Below are 22913 nucleotides of genomic sequence, written 5' to 3' on the forward strand. Positions count from 1 at the left end.
TGACTATGTCCGGGGCAAAAATTTCGGCGATTCTAGAAACCGAGCCGGCCCTGGTCAAGATTTCGCCAGCCTTCAGAACTGGTCCTTCCAGCGGCGAATGGTCGCAAAGACCTCTTCCGGCGTGCGGATTTGCTGGCCGCTCCGCTCGTCGGCGACTTTCTTAACGGATGTTTCCGACACGCGAAGGAAAGGATTCGTCGCGCGTTCCAGGGCAATGGAAGAAGGAAGACTGATCTTCCCCTGTTCGCGCCAGCGGCTGACCTCTTCGAAGCGCGCGAGGACCTCAGGATTCTCCGGTTCAACCGCACAGGCGAAGCGCAGGTTGCTCAGGGTGTATTCGTGGGCGCAGTACACGGCGGTGCGGTCGGGCAGGGCGGCCAGCCGGCTCAGCGAGGCATGCATCTGTGCCGGCGTGCCTTCGAACAGGCGGCCGCAGCCGGCAGCGAACAGGGTGTCGCCGCAGAACAGCAGTGGCTGGCTTTCAGTGTCATCACTGTTCGTTGCATGAAAATAGGCGATGTGCCCCAGGGTATGACCGGGCACGTGGATGACGTCGAAGCCCAGGCCGAGCACTTCGACCTGGTCGCCGTCTTCCAGCGCCACGTCGCGTCCCGGAATCTTTTCCCCGGCCGGGCCCAGCACGCGGGCGCCGGTTTCCGCCTTGAGGCGGGCGACGCCGCCGACGTGGTCGGCATGGTGGTGGGTGATGAGGATGTCGGTCAGCTTCCAGCCGGCGTGGGCCTGCAGCCATTGCTCGACCGGCGCGGCGTCACCCGGATCGACCACTGCGCATTCGCGGCGGGTCACATCCTGCAACAGCCAGAGGTAGTTGTCGGAAAAGGCGGGCAGGGCATCTATCTGTATCATGGTTGGAAAGTCGCCAAGTGGTGGGCATTGGCGCATAGTAGTGCGGATACGCACTTTTGTGTCGCGCTGTCCCACAGGGGGTAGTGATGATCGAAGAACCCTTCGCCCAGGCCGATGCCGACTGGCTCGAACTGATCGACCAAGCCCGCCACTGGCTGTCCGGGCCGATCGGCGGAATGATGCTCGCCGAAGAACAGCAACTGCTGATCGACGAGCTGGAGCGCTATTTCGGCGGCTACCTGGTGCATTACGGGCCGCATGCGGAATTGCCGGCGAGCGTCGGCAATATCCAGCGTGGCGTGCGCCTCGGGCCGCCGTTGCCTGGCGTGGAGATCGCCTGCGACGAGGCGGCCTGGCCGCTGGGCGAGCATGCCGCTGACGTGGTGCTGCTGCAGCACGGCCTGGATTTCTGCCTGTCGCCGCACCGCCTGTTGCGCGAAGCCGCGCGCAGCGTGCGTCCGGGCGGGCACCTGCTGGTGGTCGGGGTGAATCCCTGGAGCGCCTGGGGTATCCGCCATTACTTCGCCCGCGACGCCTTGCGCCGCGCCCGCTGCATCGCGCCGAGCCGGGTCTGCGACTGGCTCAACCTGCTGGGCTTCGCGCTGGAGAAACGCCGCTTCGGGTGTTATCGTCCGCCGCTTGCATCGGCGAAATGGCAGGGCCGTCTGGCCCGCATGGAGACCTGGGGGCCCGTCCTGCAGGGCTCCGGCGCCGGCTTCTATCTATTGGTGGCGCGCAAGCTGGTGGTCGGTCTGCGGCCCCTGCGTCAGCCCCGTCGCGAGCCGCGCGGCCAACTGGTGCCGCTGCCAGTGGCCAAGGTCAGCCGCCGCGATTCCGAGTCCTGAAAGCGAGCCAAATGAGCGAAGAGAAAGTCGAGATCTACACCGACGGTGCCTGCAAGGGCAACCCGGGGCCGGGTGGCTGGGGCGCCGTGCTGTTCTACAAGGGCGCCGAGCGCGAACTGTGGGGCGGCGAGGCCGAAACCACCAACAACCGCATGGAACTGATGGCCGCCATCATGGCCCTGGCCGCGCTCAAGCGGCATTGCGATGTGCGTATCGTCACCGACTCGCAATACGTCATGCAGGGCATCACCGAGTGGATGGTCAATTGGAAGAAGCGTGGCTGGAAGACCGCAGCCAAGCAGCCGGTGAAGAATGCCGACCTGTGGCAGGCGCTGGACGAACAGGTGAACCGGCATACTGTCGAATGGCGCTGGGTGCGCGGCCACACCGGCCACCCCGGCAACGAGCGCGCCGACATGCTCGCCAACCGTGGCGTGAGCGAACTGCCGCGTTAAGCGTCCGGCTCTCAGAATCAGGGTCGCCCGAAGCCATTCGGGCGAATCAACCGCAAGAAGGTTTCACACAGAATGCGCAGCGTCGTACTCGATACTGAAACGACCGGTATGCCGGTCACCGACGGCCACCGGATCATCGAGATCGGTTGCGTCGAACTCGACGGTCGCCGCCTCACCGGCCGGCATTTCCACGTCTACCTGCAGCCCGATCGCGAGATTGACGAAGGTGCGATCGCGGTCCACGGCATCACCAATGAATACGTCAAGGACATGCCGCGCTTCCGCGAAGTGGCGGATGACTTCTTCGAGTTCATCAAGGGCGCCCAGCTGATCATCCACAACGCGGCGTTCGACGTTGGCTTCATCAACAACGAGTTCGCCCTGCTGGGGCAGTCCGAGCGCGCGGACGTTGCCGACTATTGCGGCATCCTCGACACCCTGCTGATGGCCCGCGAGCGCCATCCGGGTCAGCGCAACAACCTCGATGCCCTGTGCAAGCGCTACGGCGTCGACAACTCAGGCCGTGACTTGCACGGCGCACTGCTCGATGCCGAGATTCTTGCTGACGTCTACCTGGCGATGACCGGTGGCCAGACCAGCCTGTCGCTGGCTGGCAACGGTGCCGAAGGTGACGGCAGCGGTCGCGCCACGGCGTCGGCGATCCGGCGCCTGGCGGCGGAGCGTGGGTTGACCCGTGTGATCCGCGCCAGCGATGCGGAGATCGAGGCGCATGTGGCGCGCCTGGCGGTGATCGAAAAGTCTGCCGGTGGTCCGTCGCTGTGGGCGCAGATGGAAGCGCCGAAGGAGTGATCCTCCTCGCTACCTGAAAAAAGGCCCCTGAACAGGGGCCTTTTTCGTTTCTGATGGTGTGACACCTGTAGGAGCGGGCCCTGCCCGCGATCCGCCGGCAGGGCCGGCGCCGTCTTTGGCTCGGATGTAGATCCTGCATCGCTGCGTTGGCTTGGGCGTTCCAGCGCCGCTTCAGCGTACGCGCAAACTCTCTGTTTCGCCCCCTCGGGCGACCTTCTTTGGCAAACGACCCCAAAGAAGGCAAAGGTCTTGCCCCGGACATCCGGTTTTCGCTTGGGGCGAAAAATACCCTCGTTGAATCGACGTTTCAGGGGCACGCTGCGACATCCATGTCGCTCAACCCCTGAAACTCCGCTTCAACGAGGCCTCCTGAACGGGGCGGTCTGGAGTGCGCTGGCATTTCTCTGGAAGTCCCCTTTGAGCCAAAGCCAAAGCCAAAGCCAAAGCCGGAATCGAGCGAAGCGCTCAAGGTGAGCGCTCCTGTCACCCACGCGACGTTTTATTACAGCCGTCTGCCGGGCGCATTCCCCTACATTCCGTGAGCCCATACTCTGAAAGGGATCGACGCCAGTCGTACGTCCATTCAGGGGTTCACAATGTACAAAGACTTAAAATTCCCCATCCTCATCGTTCACCGCGACATCAAGGCCGATACCGTGGCCGGCGACCGGGTGAGGGATATCGCGCGAGAGCTGGAGCAGGACGGCTTCAGCATCCTGTCCACCGCCAGTTCCGCCGAGGGGCGCATCGTCGCTTCGACCCACCACGGTCTCGCCTGCATCCTGGTCGCCGCCGAGGGGGCGGGGGAGAACCAGCGTCTTCTGCAGGATGTGGTGGAGCTGATCCGCATGGCGCGGGTGCGTGCGCCGAAGTTGCCGATTTTCGCCCTCGGCGAGCAGATGACCATCGAGAACGCGCCGGCTGAGTCCATGGCAGACCTGCACCAGCTGCGCGGCATCCTCTACCTGTTCGAAGACACCGTGCCCTTCCTCGCCCGCCAGGTCAGCCGCGCCGCACGCAAGTACCTGGAAGGCCTGCTGCCGCCGTTCTTCCGCGCGCTGGTGGAGCACACCGCGCAGTCCAACTATTCCTGGCATACACCCGGCCATGGCGGCGGCGTGGCCTATCGCAAGAGTCCGGTGGGACAGGCGTTCCACCAGTTCTTCGGGGAGAACACCCTGCGTTCGGACCTCTCCGTCTCAGTCCCCGAGCTGGGCTCGCTGCTCGACCACACCGGCCCGCTGGCCGAGGCGGAAGCCCGTGCGGCGCGCAATTTCGGCGCCGACCACACCTTCTTCGTGATCAACGGCACCTCCACGGCGAACAAGATCGTCTGGCACTCCATGGTCTGCCGCGATGACCTGGTGCTGGTGGATCGCAACTGCCACAAGTCGATCCTCCATTCGATCATCATGACCGGCGCCATCCCGCTGTACCTGACGCCGGAGCGCAACGAACTGGGCATCATCGGGCCGATCCCGCTGTCGGAGTTCAGCCGCGAATCCATCGCCGCGAAGATCGAGGCCAGCCCGCTGGCGCGCGGCCGTGAGCCCAAGGTGCGGCTGGCGGTGGTGACCAACTCCACCTATGACGGCCTCTGCTACAACGCGCAGATGATCAAGCAGGCCCTGGGCGACAGCGTCGAGGTGCTGCATTTCGACGAAGCCTGGTACGCCTACGCGGCCTTCCACGAGTTCTACGCCGGACGCTACGGCATGGGCACCAGCCGTGACGACAGCGGCCCGCTGGTGTTCACCACCCACTCCACGCACAAGATGCTCGCCGCCTTCAGCCAGGCCTCGATGATCCACGTGCAGGATGCCGGCGCGCGGCGCTTCGAGCAGGCGCGCTTCAACGAAGCCTTCATGATGCACATCTCCACCTCGCCGCAGTACGGCATCATCGCCTCGCTGGACGTGGCCTCGGCGATGATGGAAGGCCCGGCGGGGCGTTCGCTGATCCAGGAGACCTTCGACGAGGCCCTGAGCTTCCGCCGCGCCCTGGCCAACGTGCAGCAGAATCTTGTCGAGGACGACTGGTGGTTCTGCGTCTGGCAGCCGCCGGGCGTCGAGGGTACCGACGAGGTGAAGACCCGTGACTGGGTGCTGGAGCCCAACGCCGACTGGCACGGCTTTGGCGACGCGGTGGAGGACTACGTGCTGCTCGACCCGATCAAGGTCACCCTGGCCACGCCGGGCCTCACTGCTGGCGGGCGCCTGGATTCGCGCGGGATTCCGGCCGCGGTGGTCAGCCGCTTCCTCTGGGAACGCGGGCTGGTGGTGGAGAAGACCGGGCTGTATTCCTTCCTCGTGCTGTTCTCCATGGGTGTGACCAAGGGCAAGTGGAGCACCCTGGTCACCGAGTTGCTGGAGTTCAAGCGCAGCTACGACGCCAACCAGCCGCTGGCGGACGCACTGCCCAGCGTCGCCCAGGCCGGCGGCGTGCGTTATGCGGGCATGGGCCTGCGCGACCTCTGCGACGAGCTGCACCGCTGCTACCGCGACCACGCCACGGCCAAGGCGATGAAGCGCATGTACACGGTGCTGCCGGAGATTGCCATGCGCCCGGCGGACGCTTACGCGCAGCTGGTGCGCGGCGAAGTCGAGGCGGTGCCTATCGATCGGTTGGAAGGGCGCATCGCTGCGGTGATGCTGGTGCCATATCCGCCAGGCATTCCGCTGATCATGCCGGGCGAGCGGTTCACCGAATCCACCCGCTCCATACTCGATTACCTGGCCTTTGCGCAAAGTTTCGAGCGTAATTTCCCCGGCTTCGATTCCGACGTCCATGGCCTGCAGGTACGCGAGGTAGACGGTGAGAAGCGCTACACCGTGGAGTGCTGCAAGTAACCGTCCGGCTCCTGACAGCAGTGACATACATCACTGTATGAAAAGTGGAACTATCCTTGTGCGCATCGGTAAAGGGAGAAATTGAGGAAAAAGGGAGGTTTCCCCCATGCGCTGTCCCGTGACGTTGCCGAATGAAAGTGAGCGCCTGAGTGCGCTCTCCGATTACGGATTCGACGACGAAAGCCTGCTGCCCAGCCTTGACCCGGTGGTGCAGATCGCTGTCCGCATGTTCGGCATGCCGGTCGCAGCGGTGAACATGATCGGCAGTGACCACGTGTTCTTCGCCGCCGCCACAGGCATCGGCGAAGTCGACATGGGGCGCGACGTATCCTTCTGCGCCCATGCCATCGCCCAGGACGGCGTGATGGTGGTGGGCGACGCCAGCCGCGATGAGCGCTTCCACGACAACCCGCTGGTAACGGCGCCCAATGGCGTGCGCTTCTACGCGGGCGTGCCGCTGCTCTCGGTCGAGGGACGGGCGCTGGGCGCGCTGTGCATCATCGACAGCCAGCCCCACGAAGACTTTTCCGGCGAGGACCGCGAGCGTCTGGTCGAGCTGGCGCGCATGGCATCGGACCGGCTCGAACTGCGCCGCATCGAGGTGGCCTCGTCGCGCACCCGGCCGCTATTCGAGGAGTACGCCGGCACCTCGCCGACTCCCGTGGTCTGGTTCGACTGCTGGGGCGAGATCGGTGCCTGGAATGAAGCCGCGGCCAACCTGTTCGGCTACGAGCTGATCGAAGGCAGCGGCCAGTCCTTCGAGTTGCTGCTGCCTGAACGCAACCGTTCGGGGTTCCGCGCCCTGATCAGCGGGGCCAGTGACGCCACGTCCCTGGATGGCATGGCCGTGCCGGGGGAGATTGTCGGTGTGCGCAAGGATGGCTCCGAGCTGTCCCTTGGCCTGACGCTGTTCAGCTGGACGGAGAAGGGCAAGCTCAAGTTCGAGGCAGTGCTCAAGGACCTCACCGCCCGCCATCGGGAAGAGGAGGCGCTGCGCCAGCTGGCCAGCGTCGACGTGCTCACCGGCCTGTCCAATCGCGGCCAGTTCTACCGGCGCACCGAAGAAGTCCTGGTGCAGTCGCGCCCGGCTGCCGTGCTGATGATTGACCTGGACGGCTTCAAGGACGTCAACGATTCCCTCGGCCACGCCGTCGGCGACGGCATTCTGCGGCAGGTCGCCGAGCGGCTGGCGCGGCTGGCCACCGCAGGCGCCACGGTGGCGCGCATCGGTGGCGACGAATTCGCCATTCTCGAGCCGAACCTGCTCTCACCCGAACACGCCATGCGCTTTGCCCAGGCGGTGATTGCCAGCATTGCGGAGCCCATCGTCATCGACGCTCATGAGGTGCGGGTCGCTGCCAGTTGCGGCGTGGCTCTGGCGCCTCTGCACGCGCAGGAAGCGCTGGAGCTGGTGGGTGACGCCGACCTGGCGCTGTTCAAGGCCAAGAGCAGCGGTCGCAGCCACGCCTTCGTGTTCCTTCCGGCGCTGAAGATGGAAGCGGCGGCGCGGCATCTGTATGGCATGGAGTTGCATCGCGCCGTGGCCAACGGCGAGTTCCTTCTGTTCTACCAGCCCCAGGTGAGCCTGCGCGACGGCTCCCTGCGTGGGGCCGAGGCGCTGATCCGCTGGCAGCATCCGCAGCGCGGCCTGCTGTCGCCGGCGGCTTTCCTGCCGTCACTGGAGGGCGGGCCGCTGGCGGCCATCGTCGGCGCCTGGATACTCGATGAGGCCTGCGCCCAGGCTGCCTACTGGCGGCGCAACGGTGCGCCCGACCTGCGCATGGGGGTGAACCTGTTCGGCGCGCAGTTCCGCATGGGCAACCTGGTCACCCAGGTGCTCGAAGCACTGGAGCGGCACGGCCTGCCGGCGGAGGCGCTGGAGCTTGAGATCACCGAGAACATCGTGCTCAACCACGACGACACCGTGCTCAGCACCTTGCAGAGCCTGCGCTCCTATGGGGTCGGCATCGCCTTCGACGATTTCGGCACCGGCTACGCCTCCCTCAGCCTGCTCAAGACCTACCCGCTGAGCCGCATCAAGATCGACCGCACCTTCGTCATCGGCATGCTGGAAACCCAGCAGGACCTTTCGGTGATCCGCGCGATCCTCGACATGGCCCGCAGCTTCGACCTGGAGACCATCGCCGAGGGCATCGAAACCTCCGCGCAGCGCGATCGCCTGCGCGCCGAACGTTGCACCGAAGGGCAGGGCTACCTGTTCGCCAAGCCTATGCCGTCATCGCAGTTCGAACAGCTCTACGAGATCGGCACGCGCCAGTTCGGCTCCGCCTGAGCGGCGGAATTTCTGCAGCGGCATTGACCGCGCGGGGCGAAATCGCTCGAAACGGGCGGTCACGTCCTGCAAAACGGTTTCCTCCTTTGCCCGGCGCTGTCTACCCTGTAGGACAGATCGCCGCTCTGCGTCCCTACGATGGCCAGGGCGATCACACGAAAATACAGATCGCGGGCTTCTAAGGAGCGCAGATGGCGGAAGCGAAAAAGGGCAGCATGGGGTTCTGGAGCTGCACCGCGCTGGTGGTTGGCAACATGGTGGGGTCGGGGGTGTTCCTGCTGCCGTCGAGCCTGGCGGCGTTCGGCGGGCTCAGCCTGTTCGGCTGGCTGGTGTCGAGTACCGGGGCGGTGATCCTGGCCTTCACCTTCGCCCGGCTGGCGCGGCTCAATCCCAGTGCTGGCGGGCCTTACGCCTACACCCGTGACGGCTTCGGCAGCTTCGCCGGCTACCTCTGTGCCTGGACGTACTGGAAAGCCGCGTGGATCGGCAACGCGGCCATCGCCGTCACGCTGGTGGGCTACCTGCGGGTGTTCATCCCCGCATTGGCCGACCCGCTGCTGATGGTCGCCACGGCCATCGGCGCCATCTGGCTGTGCACCCTGATCAACCTGCGCGGCATCACCGCCTTCGCTGTGGTGCAGAACTGCCTGACCGCGCTCAAGCTGATCCCGCTGCTGCTGGTGGGTATTCTCGGCTGGTTCCACTTCAACCCCGACTACCTGACCATCCCGGCGCCCAGCGAACTGCCGAACATGGGCTATGCCCAGGCGATCGCCACCACGGCGGCGCTGACGCTCTGGTCGTTCATCGGCCTGGAGTCGGCCACTGTGCCGGCGGACGATGTGCGCGACCCGAAGAAGACCATCCCCCGCGCCACGCTGTTCGGCACCCTGGCGGCCGCCGCGGTGTACATCCTGTCGATCACCGCCGTGCAGGGCCTGATGCCGCCGGAAGTGCTGGCCAAGTCCACTTCGCCGTTCGCCGATGCCGCGCGCATCCTGCTGGGCACCTGGGGCTATTACCTGGTGGCTGGCGGCGCGGTGATCGCCTGCCTGGGCGCGCTCAACGGCTGGGTATTGCTGCAGGGCCAGATCCCGGTGGCGCCGGCCCGCGACGGGCTGTTCCCCGAATCCCTGGGCAAGCTCAACAAGAACGGCGCGCCGGCCAACGGCCTGCTGTCCTCCGGGCTGCTGGTCACCGCGCTGGTGATGGTCGACGGCCATGGCGAGCTGGTGGAGGTGTTCAACGTCATCATCCTGCTCGGCACCATGACCGGCGTCGTACCCTACGCCTTCTGCACTGCCGCGCTGATCCAGATGCTGGCGGTGAAGCCGGAGTCCTTCTCCCCGCGTTCGCGCCCGCAGGTGCTGGCGATTGGTTGCCTGGGCTTCCTCTACTCGCTGTGGGCGCTCTACGGCACCGGCCAGCAGGCGATCTTCTGGGGCTTCCTGGTGTTCATGGCGGGCATCCCGATGTACACCTGGCGTCAGTACCGCAACCGTGCGCAAGGGCTGCCGATGGCCGCTCGCGACTGATTGCCGCGGCGGCCACCTTCCTGCCAGATCAAGCAGTTGGTGAGCGAATTGCGAGCGGATTCACGCCCGATGCCGTGGCCTGTGTCACAGACCGCGGCATCGACTTTTGGTCTTGCCTTGTTATAGTGGCGCGATGCCAAAAATCTGTATGCGGCAACCATAAGAACTGTTGGCCCGGGCTCCAGCGGCAGCGCGCCGCACCCAGACGAGAAGCAGGGCATTCCCGAGGACATCTCCCGTGACCGAATACAAAGCCTTCCGCGTTGAACTGGCGGACAAGATCGCCCATGTGCAGATCAACCGTCCGGAAAAGCTCAACGCGATGAACGCCGATTTCTGGAAGGAAATCATCGATATCTTCCAGTGGGCCGATGAAACGGATGAAGTCCGCGTCGTCGTCCTCAGCGGCGCCGGCAAGCACTTCTCCGCCGGCATCGACCTCGCCCTGCTGGCCCAGGCCGCCAGCCACCTGGGCAAGGACGTCGGCCGCAACGCCCGCGCCCTGCGCAAGACCATCCTGCAACTGCAGGGCTCCTTCAACGCCGTGGACAAGGGCAGCAAGCCGGTCCTCGCGGCGATCCAGGGCTACTGCATCGGCGGCGGCATCGACCTGATCTCCGCTTGCGACATGCGCTACTGCAGCGCGGACGCGCAGTTCTCCATCAAGGAAATCGACATGGGCATGGCGGCCGATGTCGGTACCCTGCAACGCCTGCCGCGCCTGATCGGCGACGGCATCATGCGTGAGCTGGCCTACACCGGGCGCAACGTCAACGCCGAGGAAGCGCAGCGCATCGGCCTGGTCAACAGCGTCTATGCCAACCATTCCGCGCTGCAGGACGGCGTGATGGAGCTGGCCCGGCAGATCGCCGCCAAGTCGCCGATCGCCATCCGCGGCACCAAGGAAATGATCGGCTACGCCCGCGACCACCGCGTCGAGGATGGCCTGGAATACATCGCCACCTGGAACGCCGCCATGCTGCAGTCCGCTGACCTGCAGGCCGCCATGATGGCGCACATGAGCAAGAAGACCCCCGAGTTCGCCGATTGATGTCCGTCCACTCTTCTTGCGCGCAGGAGGCGCACTAGGCCGATGGTTACTGGAGCCACGTCCCTCAGTCTGGTCCGCGACGAGCTGTTCGCGACGATGGAGGAGGCCGAGCAGAATCTCGAGCACTTCATCGCCGAGCGTCAGAACGGCAGCCTGCTGCAACATTCCGTCGATTGCCTGAGCCAGATTCGCGGCACGCTGAATCTCATCGAGCTGGCCGGTGCCGAACTGCTGGCGCAGGAAGCGCTGGACCTGGCCACCGACATTCCGACCGGGGTCAGTGAAGACCGCGACGGCCAGCTGGCCGCGCTCGGCAACGCGCTCTACGTGCTGCGCCGCTACCTGGAAAACCTCGAAGCGCACCGTCAGGAAATCCCCGAGCTGCTGCTGCCGGCGATCAACGATGTGCGCCAAGCCGCCGGCCAGCCCGCGCTGCCGGAGAGCTTCTTCTTCAGCGCGCGTCTGGACCTGCCGCGCCCGCTGCGCGCCGTCACCGCGCCGCAGGTGGAGGACCCAGCCCGCGAAGTCCGCCGCCTGCGGCAGATGTACCAGGTCGGCCTGGTCGGGCTGATCCGCGAACAGAATCTCTACCCCAGCCTCAAGCTCATGGGCCGCGCGCTGGGCAAGCTCGACGTGCTGCTGGGCAGTGCCGCGCGCACCCGCCTGTGCTGGGTCGGCGCTGGCGCGCTGGAATCCCTGGTGGACGCGCAGATGCTGCCGCGCAAGACGCGCAAGCAGGTGTTCTCGCGCCTGGACCGCGAGCTCAAGCAACTGATTGCCAACCCGCAGTACGAAGCGCCGCGGCAGCTGCTCAAGGAGTTGCTGTATCTCACCACGCTGGCTGACACCAGCGGCGTGCGCGCGACCGAGCTGCGCCAGGTGTTCGGCCTGGCACCGCTGCCGTTCACCGATCACCTGCTCGAAGACGAGTCGCAGCGCCTGTCCGGCCCGGGCAAGTCGGTGATGCGCTCGCTGTCGGTGGCGATCCGCGAAGAGCTCACGGCGGTGAAGGACCGGCTCGACCTGATCGAGCGTGGCGTGTCCCAGTCCGATGCGCTGGGCATCCTGCACACCCAGCTGGGCAAGCTGGCCAAGACCCTGGGCATGGTCGGCCTGAATTCCGCCGCCACTTCGCTGCAGCATCAGCACGGCGTGGTCGCCGGCTGGGTCGCCAAGGGCTCGGTGGACGAGCCTGCCGCCCTCAACTCCCTGGCCGACGCGCTGCTCTACGTCGAGAGCATGGTCGGCAACCTGGAGCGTGGCGAGCGCATGAGTGCGCGTCCGGCGCCGATGGGTGAGGATGACTCCTTCGCCGTGCACCAGCTCGCCGAAGCGCGCATTGTGGTGATCGACGAGGCCCAGGCGGGCCTGGCGCTGGCCAAGCGCGCGATCACCGCCTACCTGGAATCCAATGGCGACAAGCTGCACCTGGCCAACGTGCCGATCAGCCTGCAGGCGGTGCGCGGCGGCCTGTGGTTCCTCGGCCAGGAGCGCGCGGCATTGCTCGTGGGCGCCTGTGCCGATTACATTCAGGGGCAGATGATCGAGACGACCCAGATGCCGTCCGAGCAGATGCTGGAAACCCTGGCGGATGCGCTGACCGGCCTGGAGTACTACCTGGAGGGTGGAGCCATGATGCGGCCTGAAGGCCAACCCGACGTCCTGGACGTCGCCAGCGAGAGCGTCAAGGCCCTGGGCCTGACGGTGGCAGCCTGATGCGTACCGGGCGCTGGGAATCCTCGATGTTCGAGGTCGCGGCGAACGGTGGCTGGGCGCTCGCCCACTGCCAGCAGCAGTTCCTCGCCGACAGCAACGGCGTGCTGTTCCCCCGTGACTGGCTCAAGCGCCAGGACCTTTCGGTGCTTTCCGAGCACGCCGTCGGCCAGTTCGATGGCGAGCCGGTGTACCTGCTGGAAATCGACCGTACCGACCCGCTGGAAGGCGCCAGCTGGATCGGCCTGCGCCAGTTCATGATGCAGGCCGAGGAAGACATCTTCGCCATGCTTGGCTTCGCCAGCCAGATCGGCATCTGGTGGCGGCAGAACCGCTTCTGCGGCAGCTGTGGCCAACCCAGCCTGCGCATGCCCCGCGACCGCGCCATGCATTGCGAAAGCTGCGGCATCCAGCGCTACCCGCTGCTGTCGCCGAGCATGATCGTGCTGGTGACCCGTGGCGATGAAGTGCTGCTGGCGCGTTCTCCGCGCTTCGTGCCGGGGATGTACAGCACCCTGGCCGGCTTCGTCGAGCCGGGTGAGTCGGTGGAGCACTGCGTTGCGCGCGAGGTGCGCGAAGAGGTGGGCGTCGAGATCGGCAATATCCGCTACATGGGCAGCCAGCCCTGGCCGTTCCCGCATTCGCTGATGTTCGGCTACCACGCCGAGTACGTCAGTGGCGAGATCGTCATGCAGCCCGACGAGATCGAGGATGCCCGCTGGTTCCACGTCGACGAGCTGCCGCGCCTGCCGGCCGAGCGCTCTATCGCCCGCTACCTGATCGAGGTCTATCTGGCGCGCCGCGCCGGTCGTCCCGATCCTGTCCTGCCCGGCGGCGCCTGATTCCAGGCGCCGCTCCGGCCTTCCTCAGGCCGCGGCGGTGAACCAGTGCTGCCAGGTCAGGCGCACGGTCAAGGCAAGTACCACCAGGATGAACACCGGACGGATGAACTTGGCGCCGCCGCCAATCGCCGTGCGCGCGCCGAAGTAGGCGCCGATCATCAGCGAACTGCCCATGCACAGGCCCATCAGCCAGACCACCTGACCCGAGGCGATGAATACCGCCAGCGCGACGATGTTGCTGACGAAGTTCATGCTGCGCGCCACGCCGCTGGCGCGGACCAGGTCGAGCGGGTACATCAGCAGGGTGCTGACGGTCCAGAAGGCGCCGGTGCCGGGGCCGGCCACGCCGTCGTAGAAGCCCAGGCCAAGGCCCTGCGGCCACTGGCGGCGCTGGGCAATGCGCGGGTTGGCGTCCAGCGGCGCTTCGGGCGTCTTGCCGAACAGCAGGTAGAGACCGCAACCGAAGACCACCACCGGCAGCATGCGGTTGAGCCATTCCGCCGGCATCAGGTGCGCGGCCCAGGCGCCGAGCGCGGCGCCGATGGCGGTGGCGATGATGCCCTTGCGCCACTGGCGCGGCTGGAACAGCTTGCGGCGGTAGAAGGTGTAGCTGGCCACGGCGGCGCCGAAGGTCGAGCTCAGCTTGTTGGTGCCCAGCGCCAGGTGCGGAGGGACGCCGGCGGTGAGCAGGGCAGGGATGGTCAGCAGGCCACCGCCGCCGGCGATGGCGTCGATGAAACCGGCGAGGAAGGCGACGCCGGCGAGAATGACGAGGGTGGTCGGGTCTACGACGAGTTCGAAGGGCATGGGGTTGGCCTTGATCGGGGGCCCGTGGCGCCACTCTCTCGTAAAGAATGGTGCGCGGGAAACGTTAACGGGCCCGAAAGCTGCGACGGTCTGGCTGGCCGTGCAGGTACGCGGTGCGCATAATGCCGGCATTTCTACGAGGAAGGAAATCATTCGATGCAGTACGACGGTCTGGCCTGGGTCGTTGCCTTCCTGGCGCTGTTGGCGCTGGTGGTAGCCGCCCGCATTCTGTTCGACCGTCACTGGTTCCTCGGCTGGCTGCGGGGCACGGCGGGCATGCTGTTCGTGGCCGTCGCCGCTCTGGTGGCGCTGGTGGCCTGGGACCTGCGCAGCTATGACCCGCTACCGGCAGAGCGCCCGCTGGCGACCCTGAGCTTCCACAAGGTCGGTGAGCAGCGTTATGAGGTGACTTTGCTGCAGGGCGATGAAGAGCGTCGTGTGGAACTGGCCGGCGACCTCTGGCAGCTGGATGCGCGGGTACTGGAGTGGAAAGGCCTGGCGCGGCTGATAGGGATGGCGCCGGGTTACCGTCTGCAGGACCTCAGCGGCCGATTCCTCGCTGTTGAGCAGCAGAGCCTGGGGCGCAAGGTGGCGCTGGCGGACGACGCGTTGGGTATCGATCTGTGGCGCTGGCTGCGCGACGGCCAGCACGACCTGCTGACTTTCGTGCCCAGGGCGGGCCGGGTGAACTACCTGCCGCTGGCCGACCAGGCCGTTTTCGCGGTGCGCTACGGGGCCGGCGGGCTGACCGCCGAGCCGATGAATGCGGCGGCGAACCAGGCTCTCAAGGATTGGCAGTGAACCAGGAGCAACTGGTTTCCTCTGTGAAGTTTGTGCCACCTCATTCCCTCTCCCAGGGGGAGAGGGCGCAGATCGTCCCGGCTGGCACAGTGGTGTCATCCTGCACCAGACAGTTCCCTCTCCCGCTTGCGGGAGAGGGTTAGGCTGAGGGGCTTTTGATCTTGTCGGAGCGAGCCCAATCCTCACCAAAGAAAAGGGAGCCAACCGGCTCCCTTTTTCGTTTCCGCGATAACGCTTAGGCGAGGAAGCCGCCGTCCACGTTCAGCGTTACACCCGTGGTGTAGCTGGAGGCTTCGCTGGCGAGGTACAGCACGGCGCCGGCCATTTCGCTCGGGTCGGCCACGCGCTTGAGCGGGATGCGCTGCAGGGCGACGTTGCGGATGGCATCGTTGCTCACCAGCGCCGAGGCGAACTTGGTGTCGGTCAGGCCCGGCAGCAGGGCGTTGCAGCGGATATTGAACTGTGCGCATTCCTTGGCGAAGACCTTGGTCATGCTGATCACCGCGGCCTTGGTCACCGAGTAGATGCCCTGGAACTCGCCCGGGGTGACGCCGTTGACCGAGGCAACGTTGATGATGCTGCCGCCGCCGTTGGCCTTCATCAGCTTGCCGCCTTCGATGGACATGAAGTAATAGCCGCGGATGTTCACGTCGACGGTCTTCTGGAAGGCCGACAGGTCGGTGTCCAGCACGTTGCAGAACTGCGGGTTGGTGGCGGCGTTGTTGACCAGGATGTCCAGGCGACCAAACTGCTCGCGGATCTGCGCGAAGACGGCCTGGATCTGCTCCATCTCGCCGATGTGGCAGGCAATCGCGGTGGCCTTGCCGCCGGCGGCGACGATTTCGTCAGCCACGGCCTGACAGCCGTCGATCTTGCGGCTGGAGACGATCACGTGGGCGCCCTGTTGGGCCAGCAGCTTGGCGATGGCCTCGCCGATGCCGCGGCTGGCGCCGGAGACGAAGGCGATCTTGCCTTCGAGGTCGAACAGTTGGGTCTTGGACATGGGGGTTCTCCTTGTTCTGGGGCGCCGTTACAGGCGGGACTTGCCGATGACTTGCAGGCTCACCTGTTCCAGCAGCTTGTTGGCGTGGATGAAGGTGGCGAAGCGCTTGTCCTGGGTCTGGCCGTGGAAGAAGCGGTAGTAGATCTGTTGCATGATGCCGGCCAGGCGGAACAGGCCGTAGGTGTAGTAGTAATCGAGGTTGTCGATCTGGATGCCGGCGCGCTCGGCGTAGTAGTCGGCGAACTGCTGGCGGGTCAGCATGCCCGGCTCGTGGCTGGGCTGACGGCGCAGCATCTGCATCGGCTGCGGGTCGCCCGCTTCGATCCAGTAGGCAAGGGTGTTGCCCAGGTCCATCAGCGGGTCGCCGATGGTGGTCATCTCCCAGTCGAGCACGCCGATGATCTGCATCGGGTTGTTCGGGTCGAGGATGACGTTGTCGAAGCGGTAGTCGTTATGGACGATGCCCGGCTTGTGGTGGTCGGCCGGCATCTTCTCGCGCAGCCACACCTTCACCTGTTCCCAGGCCGGCGCGTCGGGGGTCAGGGACTTCTCGTAGCGATCGATCCAGCCGCCGATCTGGCGCTGCACGTAGCCCTCGGGCTTGCCCAGGTCACCCAGGCCGCAGGCGTTGTAGTCGACGTTGTGCAGGTCGACGAACTTGTCGATGAAGCTCTTGCACAGGGCGGTGGTCTGCTCGGCGTCAAGGTTCAGCTCCTTGGGCAGGTCGCTGCGCAGGATGATGCCGTTGACCCGCTCCATGACGTAGAACTCGGCGCCGATCACCGACTCGTCGGTGCAGTAGGCGTACGCCTTGGGGCAGTAGGGAAAGCCGTCCTTGAGCTGGTTCAGGATGCGGTATTCGCGGCCCATGTCGTGGGCGGACTTGGCCTTCTTGCCGAACGGCGGGCGCCGCAGCACCAGTTCCTGGTTGTCGTACTGAATCAGGTAGGTGAGGTTCGAGGCGCCGCCGGGGAACTGGCTGATGCGCGGCTGACCCTGCAGGCCGGGAATGTGGTCCTTGAGGAAGCCGTCGATCACGGCGGCATCGAGTTCTTCGCCTTCGCGGGAGCGGATGGTCTGGTCGGTCAACGACATGCTGGTCCCTTTCTTGTACGGGCTTTTACGAATCGTCCCCGCGAGGGCCCAGGGCTCCTGACGAGGTGCGCGCAGGCCGGCGTCTGTGTCTTGCCCGATGGGTTGCGGCAGGATCAGGCAAAGCAATGATGGCGCCGGGTGATCATTGGCTAATCTAATGTCAGGCCTTGCCCGTCACAAGCACACAAAGCCCTTATTGGCGTTCGTGTTGCACCCCGATCAAGCTGCCTGATCCGGGCCTTGCAGCGGAGCGCGGGCATAAAAAAACCGGAGCCAAGGACTCCGGTTTTTCGTGCTGCGCGGGCAGGTTTCCTCGGATCAGACCGGGAACAGTTCGCCCAGCTTCATCGCCAGCATCATGTCGCCTTCGGCGCGCAGCTTGCCAGCCATGAAGGCCTGCATGCCGTCGGTTTCGCCGCTGGTGATGCCCTTGAGGGTTTCGCTGTCCATGATCAGGGTGACGTTGGGGGACTCGGCGTCGCCCTGTACGACCTGGCAGGTACCGTCCTTGACGACCAGGTAGTGGTTGTCGCCGTCTTCGATGTTGAACTGGAACACCAGATCCAGGCCGGCGGCCGCGCTGGCGTTGAACTTGCTCTGCATGGTGGAAACGATGTCAGCAACACTCATGGTTCTATTCCTTTTCTAGGTTTTCTCGCGCGACGCTCGCGTCGCAATGGGCCGGTACTCAACGATAGGTGATGAGTTCCGGCGCCCTCAACAGTTCCAGATGCACGTGACTGTTGAAGGAAGCCAGGGCTACTTCGCTGCCGCGGAACTTCAGGCGGTTGAGCGAGGTGTTGACGATCTGCCAGTTGAGTTCGAAGGCGTTCAGCGGCGGAATCCCGGTCACGTGCTGGAGGACCGCGGTGATGGTGCCGCCGGAGGTGAACACGCCGATGTTGTCCTTGCCGCTGGCCGACTCCAGCAGGCGCTGGAGGCCACCGTGCACGGTGTCGAGGAATTCGGCCCAGCTGACCAGGCCGTCCTTGTCGTGGTCGCCGGAAACCCAGCGGGCGATCACGGTGGAGAACAGGCGCTGGAACTCGGCGCGGTGGTCGGCGGCGTTGCGCATGATGTGCAGGGCCTGCGGCTCGATCTCGAGCAGGTCCGGCAGGTGCGCGCGGATCACGGCATCGGCTTCGAATTCGTTGAAGGCGGAGTCGATTTCCAGGGTGGGGGTTTCGATCCCGGCTTCGTTCAGCCGGTCCATCACCGCTTCGGCGGTGTGGCGCTGGCGGCGCAGGTCGCCGGCCACGCAGCGGTCGAAACGCAGGCCCAGGCCAGCCAGGTGCTCGCCGAGGATTTCCGCCTGGCGCACGCCGGTGGCCGAGAGCACATCGTAGTCGTCGGCACCGAATGAAGCCTGGCCATGTCGAATCAGGTAGATGCTTCCCACGCGCAGTATCCCGGCAGGGCTGAAAGTTCCGGCGAGGTTATGAGGATCACCTGGGGCTGTCAACGAAAAAACATACGCTTGTTTGAATGGCATTCGCTGGACTGATGCAGCGGTTTGCCAGCGCTGGTGGCGGGCCTGCGGCGTGGGTATGCTTGCGGGATTCGCTGCGCTCGCCTGGCGGGCTCGACCAGAATTGTAAAAGGGGATGTGAGTGGAGTTTCTAGCGGATTACGCGGGTTTCCTGGCCAAGACCTTCACCGTGGTGGTGGCCATCGTCATCGTCCTGGTGGTGATCGCCGCGCTGCGCGGCCGCGGTCGTCGCGGCGGCAGCGGGCATCTTGAAGTGCACAAGCTCAACGACTTCTACAAGGAGCTGCGCGAGCGTCTGCAACATAGCGTATTGGAAAAGACCAAGCTCAAGGCCCTGCGCAAGTCCGAGGCGAAAAGCCTGAAGGAAGCGAAAAAGAAGAAGGGCGGCGAGAAGAATCGCGTCTATGTGCTCGACTTCGACGGCGACATCAAGGCCTCGGCTACCGAGCAGCTGCGTCATGAAGTGACCGCGCTGCTGACCCTCGCCACCCCGCGCGACGAAGTGGTGCTGCGCCTGGAGAGCGGCGGCGGCATGGTCCATGGCTACGGCCTGGCCGCTTCCCAGCTGGCACGCATCCGCCAGGCCGGCGTACCGCTGACTGTCTGCGTCGACAAGGTCGCAGCCAGCGGCGGCTACATGATGGCCTGCATCGGCGAACGTATCCTTTCCGCACCCTTCGCCATTCTCGGCTCCATTGGCGTGGTGGCGCAGCTGCCAAACATCCATCGCCTGCTGAAGAAGCATGACGTCGATTTCGAGGTGCTCACCGCTGGCGAGTACAAGCGCACCCTGACCGTGTTCGGCGAGAACACCGACAAGGGCCGGGAGAAATTCCAGGAAGACCTGGAAACCACCCACGAGCTGTTCAAGCGCTTCGTCGTGCACTACCGCCCGCAACTGGCCATCGACGAGATTGCCACCGGCGAGGTCTGGCTGGGCCAGGCGGCGCTGGGCAAGAAGCTGGTCGACGAGCTCAAGACCAGTGACGAATACCTGGCCGAACGCGCCCGCGAGGCGGATGTCTACCAGCTCAGTTACGTGCAGAAGAAGTCCATCCAGGAGCGCTTCGGCGTGGGTGTCAGCGGCGTGATCGATCGCGTGCTGGTGACCTGGTGGGACCGCCTGGGTCGCAGCCGCTTCTGGCAATGATCGTCGTCGGGCGCCGGGATTGCGCCCGTTCCATATTCGAAAGAGGAGGGTCGAGATGAGTGCATTCAAGGCGTTGTGGGTCACAGAGAGCGCGCATGGCGTGTATGACCTGCAGGTGGCCGAGCGACAGGTTGCCGATCTGCCGGCGGGTGAGGTGCTGGTGCGGGTGAAGTATTCCTCGCTGAACTACAAGGATGCGCTGTCCGCCAGCGGCAACCGTGGCGTCACCCGCAAGTACCCGCACACTCCCGGCATCGATGCCGCCGGCGTGGTGGAAGCGTCCTCGGTGGGCGAATTCGCCGCCGGCGACGAAGTCATCGTCACCGGCTACGACCTGGGCATGAACACGCCGGGCGGTTTCGGCCAGTACATCCGTGTGCCTGCGGCCTGGCTGATCAAGCGCCCGCAGGGCCTGTCGCTGCGCGAGTCGATGATCCTCGGCACCGCCGGCCTCACCGCCGCGCTGTGCGTCGACAAGCTGGAGCGCGCCGGCGTCACGCCGTCCGCCGGCCCGATCCTGGTCACCGGCGCCACTGGCGGGGTGGGTAGCATCGCAGTGATGCTGCTGGCGCAACTGGGCTATACCGTGGCCGCCGCCACCGGCAAGCTGGAGCAGGCCGAGCTGCTGAACCGCCTCGGCGCACGGCAGATTCTCGATCGCGCCACCGTCTCCGATGGCGTCGACAAGCCGCTGCTGCGCGAGCAGTGGGCCGGCGCGGTGGACACTGTGGGCGGCGACATCCTGTTCAACGTAGTCAAGTCGCTGCAGTACGGCGGCAGCGTCGCCTGCTGCGGCCTGACCGCCGGCGCCGCCTTCAAGGCCACCGTGCTGCCCTTCATCCTGCGCGGCGTGAACCTGCTGGGCGTCGACTCGGTGGAACTGCCGCTGGTGGTCAAGGCGTCCATGTGGGACAAGCTGTCCCTGCAGTGGAAGCTCGACAACCTCGAAGCGGCGGTGCGCGAGGTCAAGCTCGACGACCTGCCGGCCGCCATTCACCAGATCCTTGCCGGCAAGCTGGTCGGCCGGGTGCTGGTGAGCCTCGACTGATACTCCGCGACTGATCTCCGCTCGATGCCCGCGCCGGGCCTGGGTGTCAGCCCAGGTCCGGCAGCAGGTAGTCGGCCCACAGCGAATCGGCAAACTGGCTGCGGAAGAATCCGAAGTGGCCGATGCGTTTCACGCCGATGTCCTCCGGGGCGATTCTCTTCACGGTCTTTGGCGAGCCACGGTAGAAGCCGTGCAGCGACTCGGTGTTGCGCCCGGACATCATCTCGTCATCGGTGAAGGAGATGGAGGTGATGGGCGTGCGCACTGATGAATACGCCTCGCGCACTGCGCCGCCTTCCGCACCAACGGCATACTCCGGGTCCAGGCACCAGCGCCGCCATTGTTCGATCACTCCGCGCGGCAGGTCGCCGACCACGCCCAGGCGTTTGCCCGGAAAATAGCCCAGTAGCGGCGTGATGGTTGGTGCCAGACAGTACCAGAGCAGCCAGGCCTTGTGTCGCAGTCCCTTGGTGTTCTCACGCCAGTATCCGCTGCCGGTGGCGATGGTGAAGGCGCGCAGGATGCGCTCGTTGCCACGCACGAAGGGCAGGATCTGCCCGCCCAGGCTGTGGCCGATCCAGTACACCGGCAACTCGCCGGCGGCCTCGACCACTGCGTCGAGCATCGCGCTGCAATCGTGCTTGCCCCAGGCGACGACGTCGACGTCCAGATCGCGCAGGTGGCCGGCGCGGGACTTGCCCATGCCGACGTAATCGAAAGTCACGGCGAGGTAGCCGCGCTCGGCCAGCCAGTTGGCGAAGGCGGTGTAGAAGCGCTGTTCGACGCCCATGGCGGGGACGATCAGCATCGCTCCGCGAGCTTCGCCGGGCGGGTAGTACCAGTGGCTGGAGAGGTTATGGCCATTGCCGTTGTCCAGCGGGCGGGGGAGCGGGGTGATCATGGCAGCGTCCCTCAGGCCTGGCTGACGTACATGGTGATGTCGGCGCGGAAGACCTTCTTGTCGCCGACATAGGCCAGCACCGGCACGGTGATGTCGCCTTCCTGGTTCCAGTCGATCGTCAGGCCATCGGCCACGGCGCGCACGTCGCCCTCGGCCTTGGCCAGGTATTCCACGGTCATGCCGCGGGGAATCCAGCGGCGGCCCTTGGGGATCGACACGTCGGTCATCGTCCCGGCCACCAACTCTGCGGCGTTGCACAGGGCGATGGCGTGCACGGTGCCGATGTGGTTCAGCACTTCGCGGCGCTTGGGGAAGGTGACTTCCGCATAGCCTGGGCGCAGCTCGACGAACTGCGGAGCGATGGTGGAGAAGTAGGGGGCGACCTGGCCGATCATGGCGCTGAACTGCGCCGGGCCGGCCTGTTGGAACATCTGCAGCATCTGGCTCATGGTGGCTCCGCAAGCTGGGATTCGAGAACTGTGATTGAAGAACTCTCATTGAAGAGAAGTGCGCGCCCAGGCAGTATACGAAGATTAGAAAGTAATTCTAGAAGATTATTCTAGAATTTAATTCTGGAATGATTCCGTAGCAGGACCCCCATGGCCCGACCTTCCCGCAAAGACGACATCCTCCAGGCCGCGCTGGCCTGCTTCAGCGAATCCGGCGTGGACGCCACCACCATCGAGATGATTCGTGACCGCTCCGGCGCCAGTATCGGCAGCCTCTATCACCATTACGGCAACAAGGAGCGCATCATCGGTGCGCTGTACCTGACCGGTATCGGGCAGTACGCGGCGCTGCTGGACGCGGGGCTGGAGGAGGCGAAGAGTGCCGAGGCGGTGGTGAAGCTGTTCGTCACCTCCTACATCGACTGGGTCTCGGCCAATCCGCAGTGGGCGCGCTTCATCCTGCACAGCCGCGGGCGCGTGGAGGCTGGGGAGATGGGCGAGGAGCTGCGCGAGGCCAACCGCCAGCAGGGCCGGCGTATTGCCGAGCTGCTGGCCGAACACCGCAAGGCGGGGGCGTTCAAGTCGCTGTCGGCGGAGCTGTTCAACTCCGTGGTGATCGGCCCGACCCACGACTACGCGCGCAACTGGCTGGCCGGGCGCACGCGGGTGGATCTGATCGAGTGCCGCGAGCAGCTGGCGCAGATCGCGTGGGACAGTGTCCGCGCCTGAGCGTTTGCGTGCCGCGACGCCCTGGATACTCCTACGAAAACGCCCAAATCTGCACGCCAGCGTAGGGCGAATAACCTGGAACAGGTTATCCGCCGTTGTCCCGGCGGCGGATAACGCTGGCGCGTTATGCGCCCTACGAGAAACGCGCCGTGCAGAAATGAAAAAGCCCCGCAGTGCGGGG

At 65.4% G+C, this 22913-nt stretch carries 21 protein-coding genes; 13 read left to right on the forward strand and 8 right to left on the reverse strand.

Features of this window, described 5'->3' with window-relative positions:
• Positions 1-72: 72 nt before the first annotated feature.
• Complete coding sequence (gloB, locus tag ABKS89_RS11180; protein WP_348589815.1) at positions 73-867, reverse strand: hydroxyacylglutathione hydrolase; 795 nt, start codon at positions 865-867, stop codon at positions 73-75.
• Positions 868-956: 89 nt separating this feature from the next.
• Between gloB and ABKS89_RS11185 the strand changes: the two genes are divergently transcribed.
• The 9 genes from ABKS89_RS11185 to nudC all read left to right on the forward strand — a co-directional run bounded on the left by ABKS89_RS11185 (position 957) and on the right by nudC (position 13260).
• On the forward strand, positions 957-1712 hold the full coding sequence (locus ABKS89_RS11185; protein ID WP_138216456.1) for a class I SAM-dependent methyltransferase: 756 nt from the start codon (positions 957-959) through the stop codon (positions 1710-1712).
• Positions 1713-1723: 11 nt separating this feature from the next.
• Positions 1724-2167: a ribonuclease HI gene (gene rnhA / locus ABKS89_RS11190; RefSeq protein ID WP_024763291.1), complete on the forward strand. Its 444-nt coding sequence runs from the start codon at positions 1724-1726 to the stop codon at positions 2165-2167.
• Positions 2168-2239: 72 nt separating this feature from the next.
• Positions 2240-2977 (forward strand): DNA polymerase III subunit epsilon, encoded by a 738-nt coding sequence (gene dnaQ, locus ABKS89_RS11195; protein ID WP_138216325.1) that lies wholly within the window; start codon positions 2240-2242, stop codon positions 2975-2977.
• 596 nt (positions 2978-3573) lie between these two features.
• The gene (ldcA, locus tag ABKS89_RS11200; protein ID WP_348589816.1) at positions 3574-5826 is read left to right on the forward strand and encodes a lysine-specific pyridoxal 5'-phosphate-dependent carboxylase LdcA; all 2253 of its coding nucleotides are present in this window, start codon (positions 3574-3576) and stop codon (positions 5824-5826) included.
• A 106-nt stretch (positions 5827-5932) separates the two neighbouring features.
• Complete coding sequence (locus ABKS89_RS11205) at positions 5933-8119, forward strand: putative bifunctional diguanylate cyclase/phosphodiesterase (protein ID WP_348589818.1); 2187 nt, start codon at positions 5933-5935, stop codon at positions 8117-8119.
• 191 nt (positions 8120-8310) lie between these two features.
• A complete protein-coding gene (locus tag ABKS89_RS11210; RefSeq protein WP_138216322.1) occupies positions 8311-9654 on the forward strand; it encodes an amino acid permease in 1344 nt (447 codons plus the stop codon).
• A gap of 238 nt (positions 9655-9892) precedes the next feature.
• Positions 9893-10705 (forward strand): crotonase/enoyl-CoA hydratase family protein, encoded by an 813-nt coding sequence (locus tag ABKS89_RS11215; RefSeq protein ID WP_348589819.1) that lies wholly within the window; start codon positions 9893-9895, stop codon positions 10703-10705.
• Between the two features lie 42 nt (positions 10706-10747).
• Positions 10748-12421: a FimL-related protein gene (locus ABKS89_RS11220; RefSeq protein ID WP_348589821.1), complete on the forward strand. Its 1674-nt coding sequence runs from the start codon at positions 10748-10750 to the stop codon at positions 12419-12421.
• Positions 12421-13260 (forward strand): NAD(+) diphosphatase, encoded by an 840-nt coding sequence (nudC, locus tag ABKS89_RS11225; protein WP_138216319.1) that lies wholly within the window; start codon positions 12421-12423, stop codon positions 13258-13260. The genes ABKS89_RS11220 and nudC overlap by 1 nt, the downstream gene beginning before the upstream one ends.
• A 24-nt stretch (positions 13261-13284) precedes the next feature.
• Here the strand turns inward: nudC and ABKS89_RS11230 are convergent, their stop codons facing one another.
• On the reverse strand, positions 13285-14067 hold the full coding sequence (locus ABKS89_RS11230; RefSeq protein ID WP_348589823.1) for a TSUP family transporter: 783 nt from the start codon (positions 14065-14067) through the stop codon (positions 13285-13287).
• Between the two features lie 156 nt (positions 14068-14223).
• On the opposite strand from ABKS89_RS11230, the gene ABKS89_RS11235 reads away from it, so the two are divergent.
• Positions 14224-14868, forward strand: coding sequence for a hypothetical protein (locus ABKS89_RS11235; protein WP_348589825.1), 645 nt, complete (start codon positions 14224-14226; stop codon positions 14866-14868).
• Between the two features lie 235 nt (positions 14869-15103).
• Here ABKS89_RS11235 and ABKS89_RS11240 read toward each other — a convergent pair whose 3' ends face one another.
• From ABKS89_RS11240 to ABKS89_RS11255, 4 genes are all read right to left on the reverse strand, one after another.
• Complete coding sequence (locus tag ABKS89_RS11240) at positions 15104-15871, reverse strand: SDR family oxidoreductase (protein ID WP_138216316.1); 768 nt, start codon at positions 15869-15871, stop codon at positions 15104-15106.
• A 27-nt stretch (positions 15872-15898) separates the two neighbouring features.
• Positions 15899-16966, reverse strand: coding sequence for a phosphotransferase family protein (locus tag ABKS89_RS11245; protein ID WP_138216315.1), 1068 nt, complete (start codon positions 16964-16966; stop codon positions 15899-15901).
• 318 nt (positions 16967-17284) lie between these two features.
• Complete coding sequence (locus ABKS89_RS11250; protein WP_081516542.1) at positions 17285-17596, reverse strand: SCP2 sterol-binding domain-containing protein; 312 nt, start codon at positions 17594-17596, stop codon at positions 17285-17287.
• A gap of 58 nt (positions 17597-17654) precedes the next feature.
• Positions 17655-18365, reverse strand: a complete 711-nt coding sequence (locus ABKS89_RS11255) for a histidine phosphatase family protein (protein WP_348589826.1) — start codon at positions 18363-18365, stop codon at positions 17655-17657.
• Between the two features lie 211 nt (positions 18366-18576).
• Between ABKS89_RS11255 and sohB the strand changes: the two genes are divergently transcribed.
• The gene (gene sohB, locus ABKS89_RS11260; protein WP_081516544.1) at positions 18577-19605 is read left to right on the forward strand and encodes a protease SohB; all 1029 of its coding nucleotides are present in this window, start codon (positions 18577-18579) and stop codon (positions 19603-19605) included.
• Between the two features lie 55 nt (positions 19606-19660).
• Positions 19661-20653, forward strand: a complete 993-nt coding sequence (locus tag ABKS89_RS11265; protein WP_138216312.1) for a YhdH/YhfP family quinone oxidoreductase — start codon at positions 19661-19663, stop codon at positions 20651-20653.
• Between the two features lie 46 nt (positions 20654-20699).
• Here the strand turns inward: ABKS89_RS11265 and ABKS89_RS11270 are convergent, their stop codons facing one another.
• Together ABKS89_RS11270 and ABKS89_RS11275 are read right to left on the reverse strand one after the other, a co-directional pair.
• Positions 20700-21554, reverse strand: a complete 855-nt coding sequence (locus ABKS89_RS11270; RefSeq protein WP_348589827.1) for an alpha/beta hydrolase family protein — start codon at positions 21552-21554, stop codon at positions 20700-20702.
• An 11-nt stretch (positions 21555-21565) separates the two neighbouring features.
• The gene (locus ABKS89_RS11275) at positions 21566-22003 is read right to left on the reverse strand and encodes a hotdog fold domain-containing protein (RefSeq protein ID WP_138216310.1); all 438 of its coding nucleotides are present in this window, start codon (positions 22001-22003) and stop codon (positions 21566-21568) included.
• 150 nt (positions 22004-22153) lie between these two features.
• Here ABKS89_RS11275 and ABKS89_RS11280 point away from each other — a divergent pair, with 150 nt between their 5' ends.
• Positions 22154-22732 (forward strand): TetR/AcrR family transcriptional regulator, encoded by a 579-nt coding sequence (locus ABKS89_RS11280; protein WP_348589829.1) that lies wholly within the window; start codon positions 22154-22156, stop codon positions 22730-22732.
• Positions 22733-22913: the final 181 nt, after the last annotated feature.

Source organism: Pseudomonas sp. LABIM340 (genome assembly GCF_040017195.2).
GTDB lineage: Bacteria > Pseudomonadota > Gammaproteobacteria > Pseudomonadales > Pseudomonadaceae > Pseudomonas.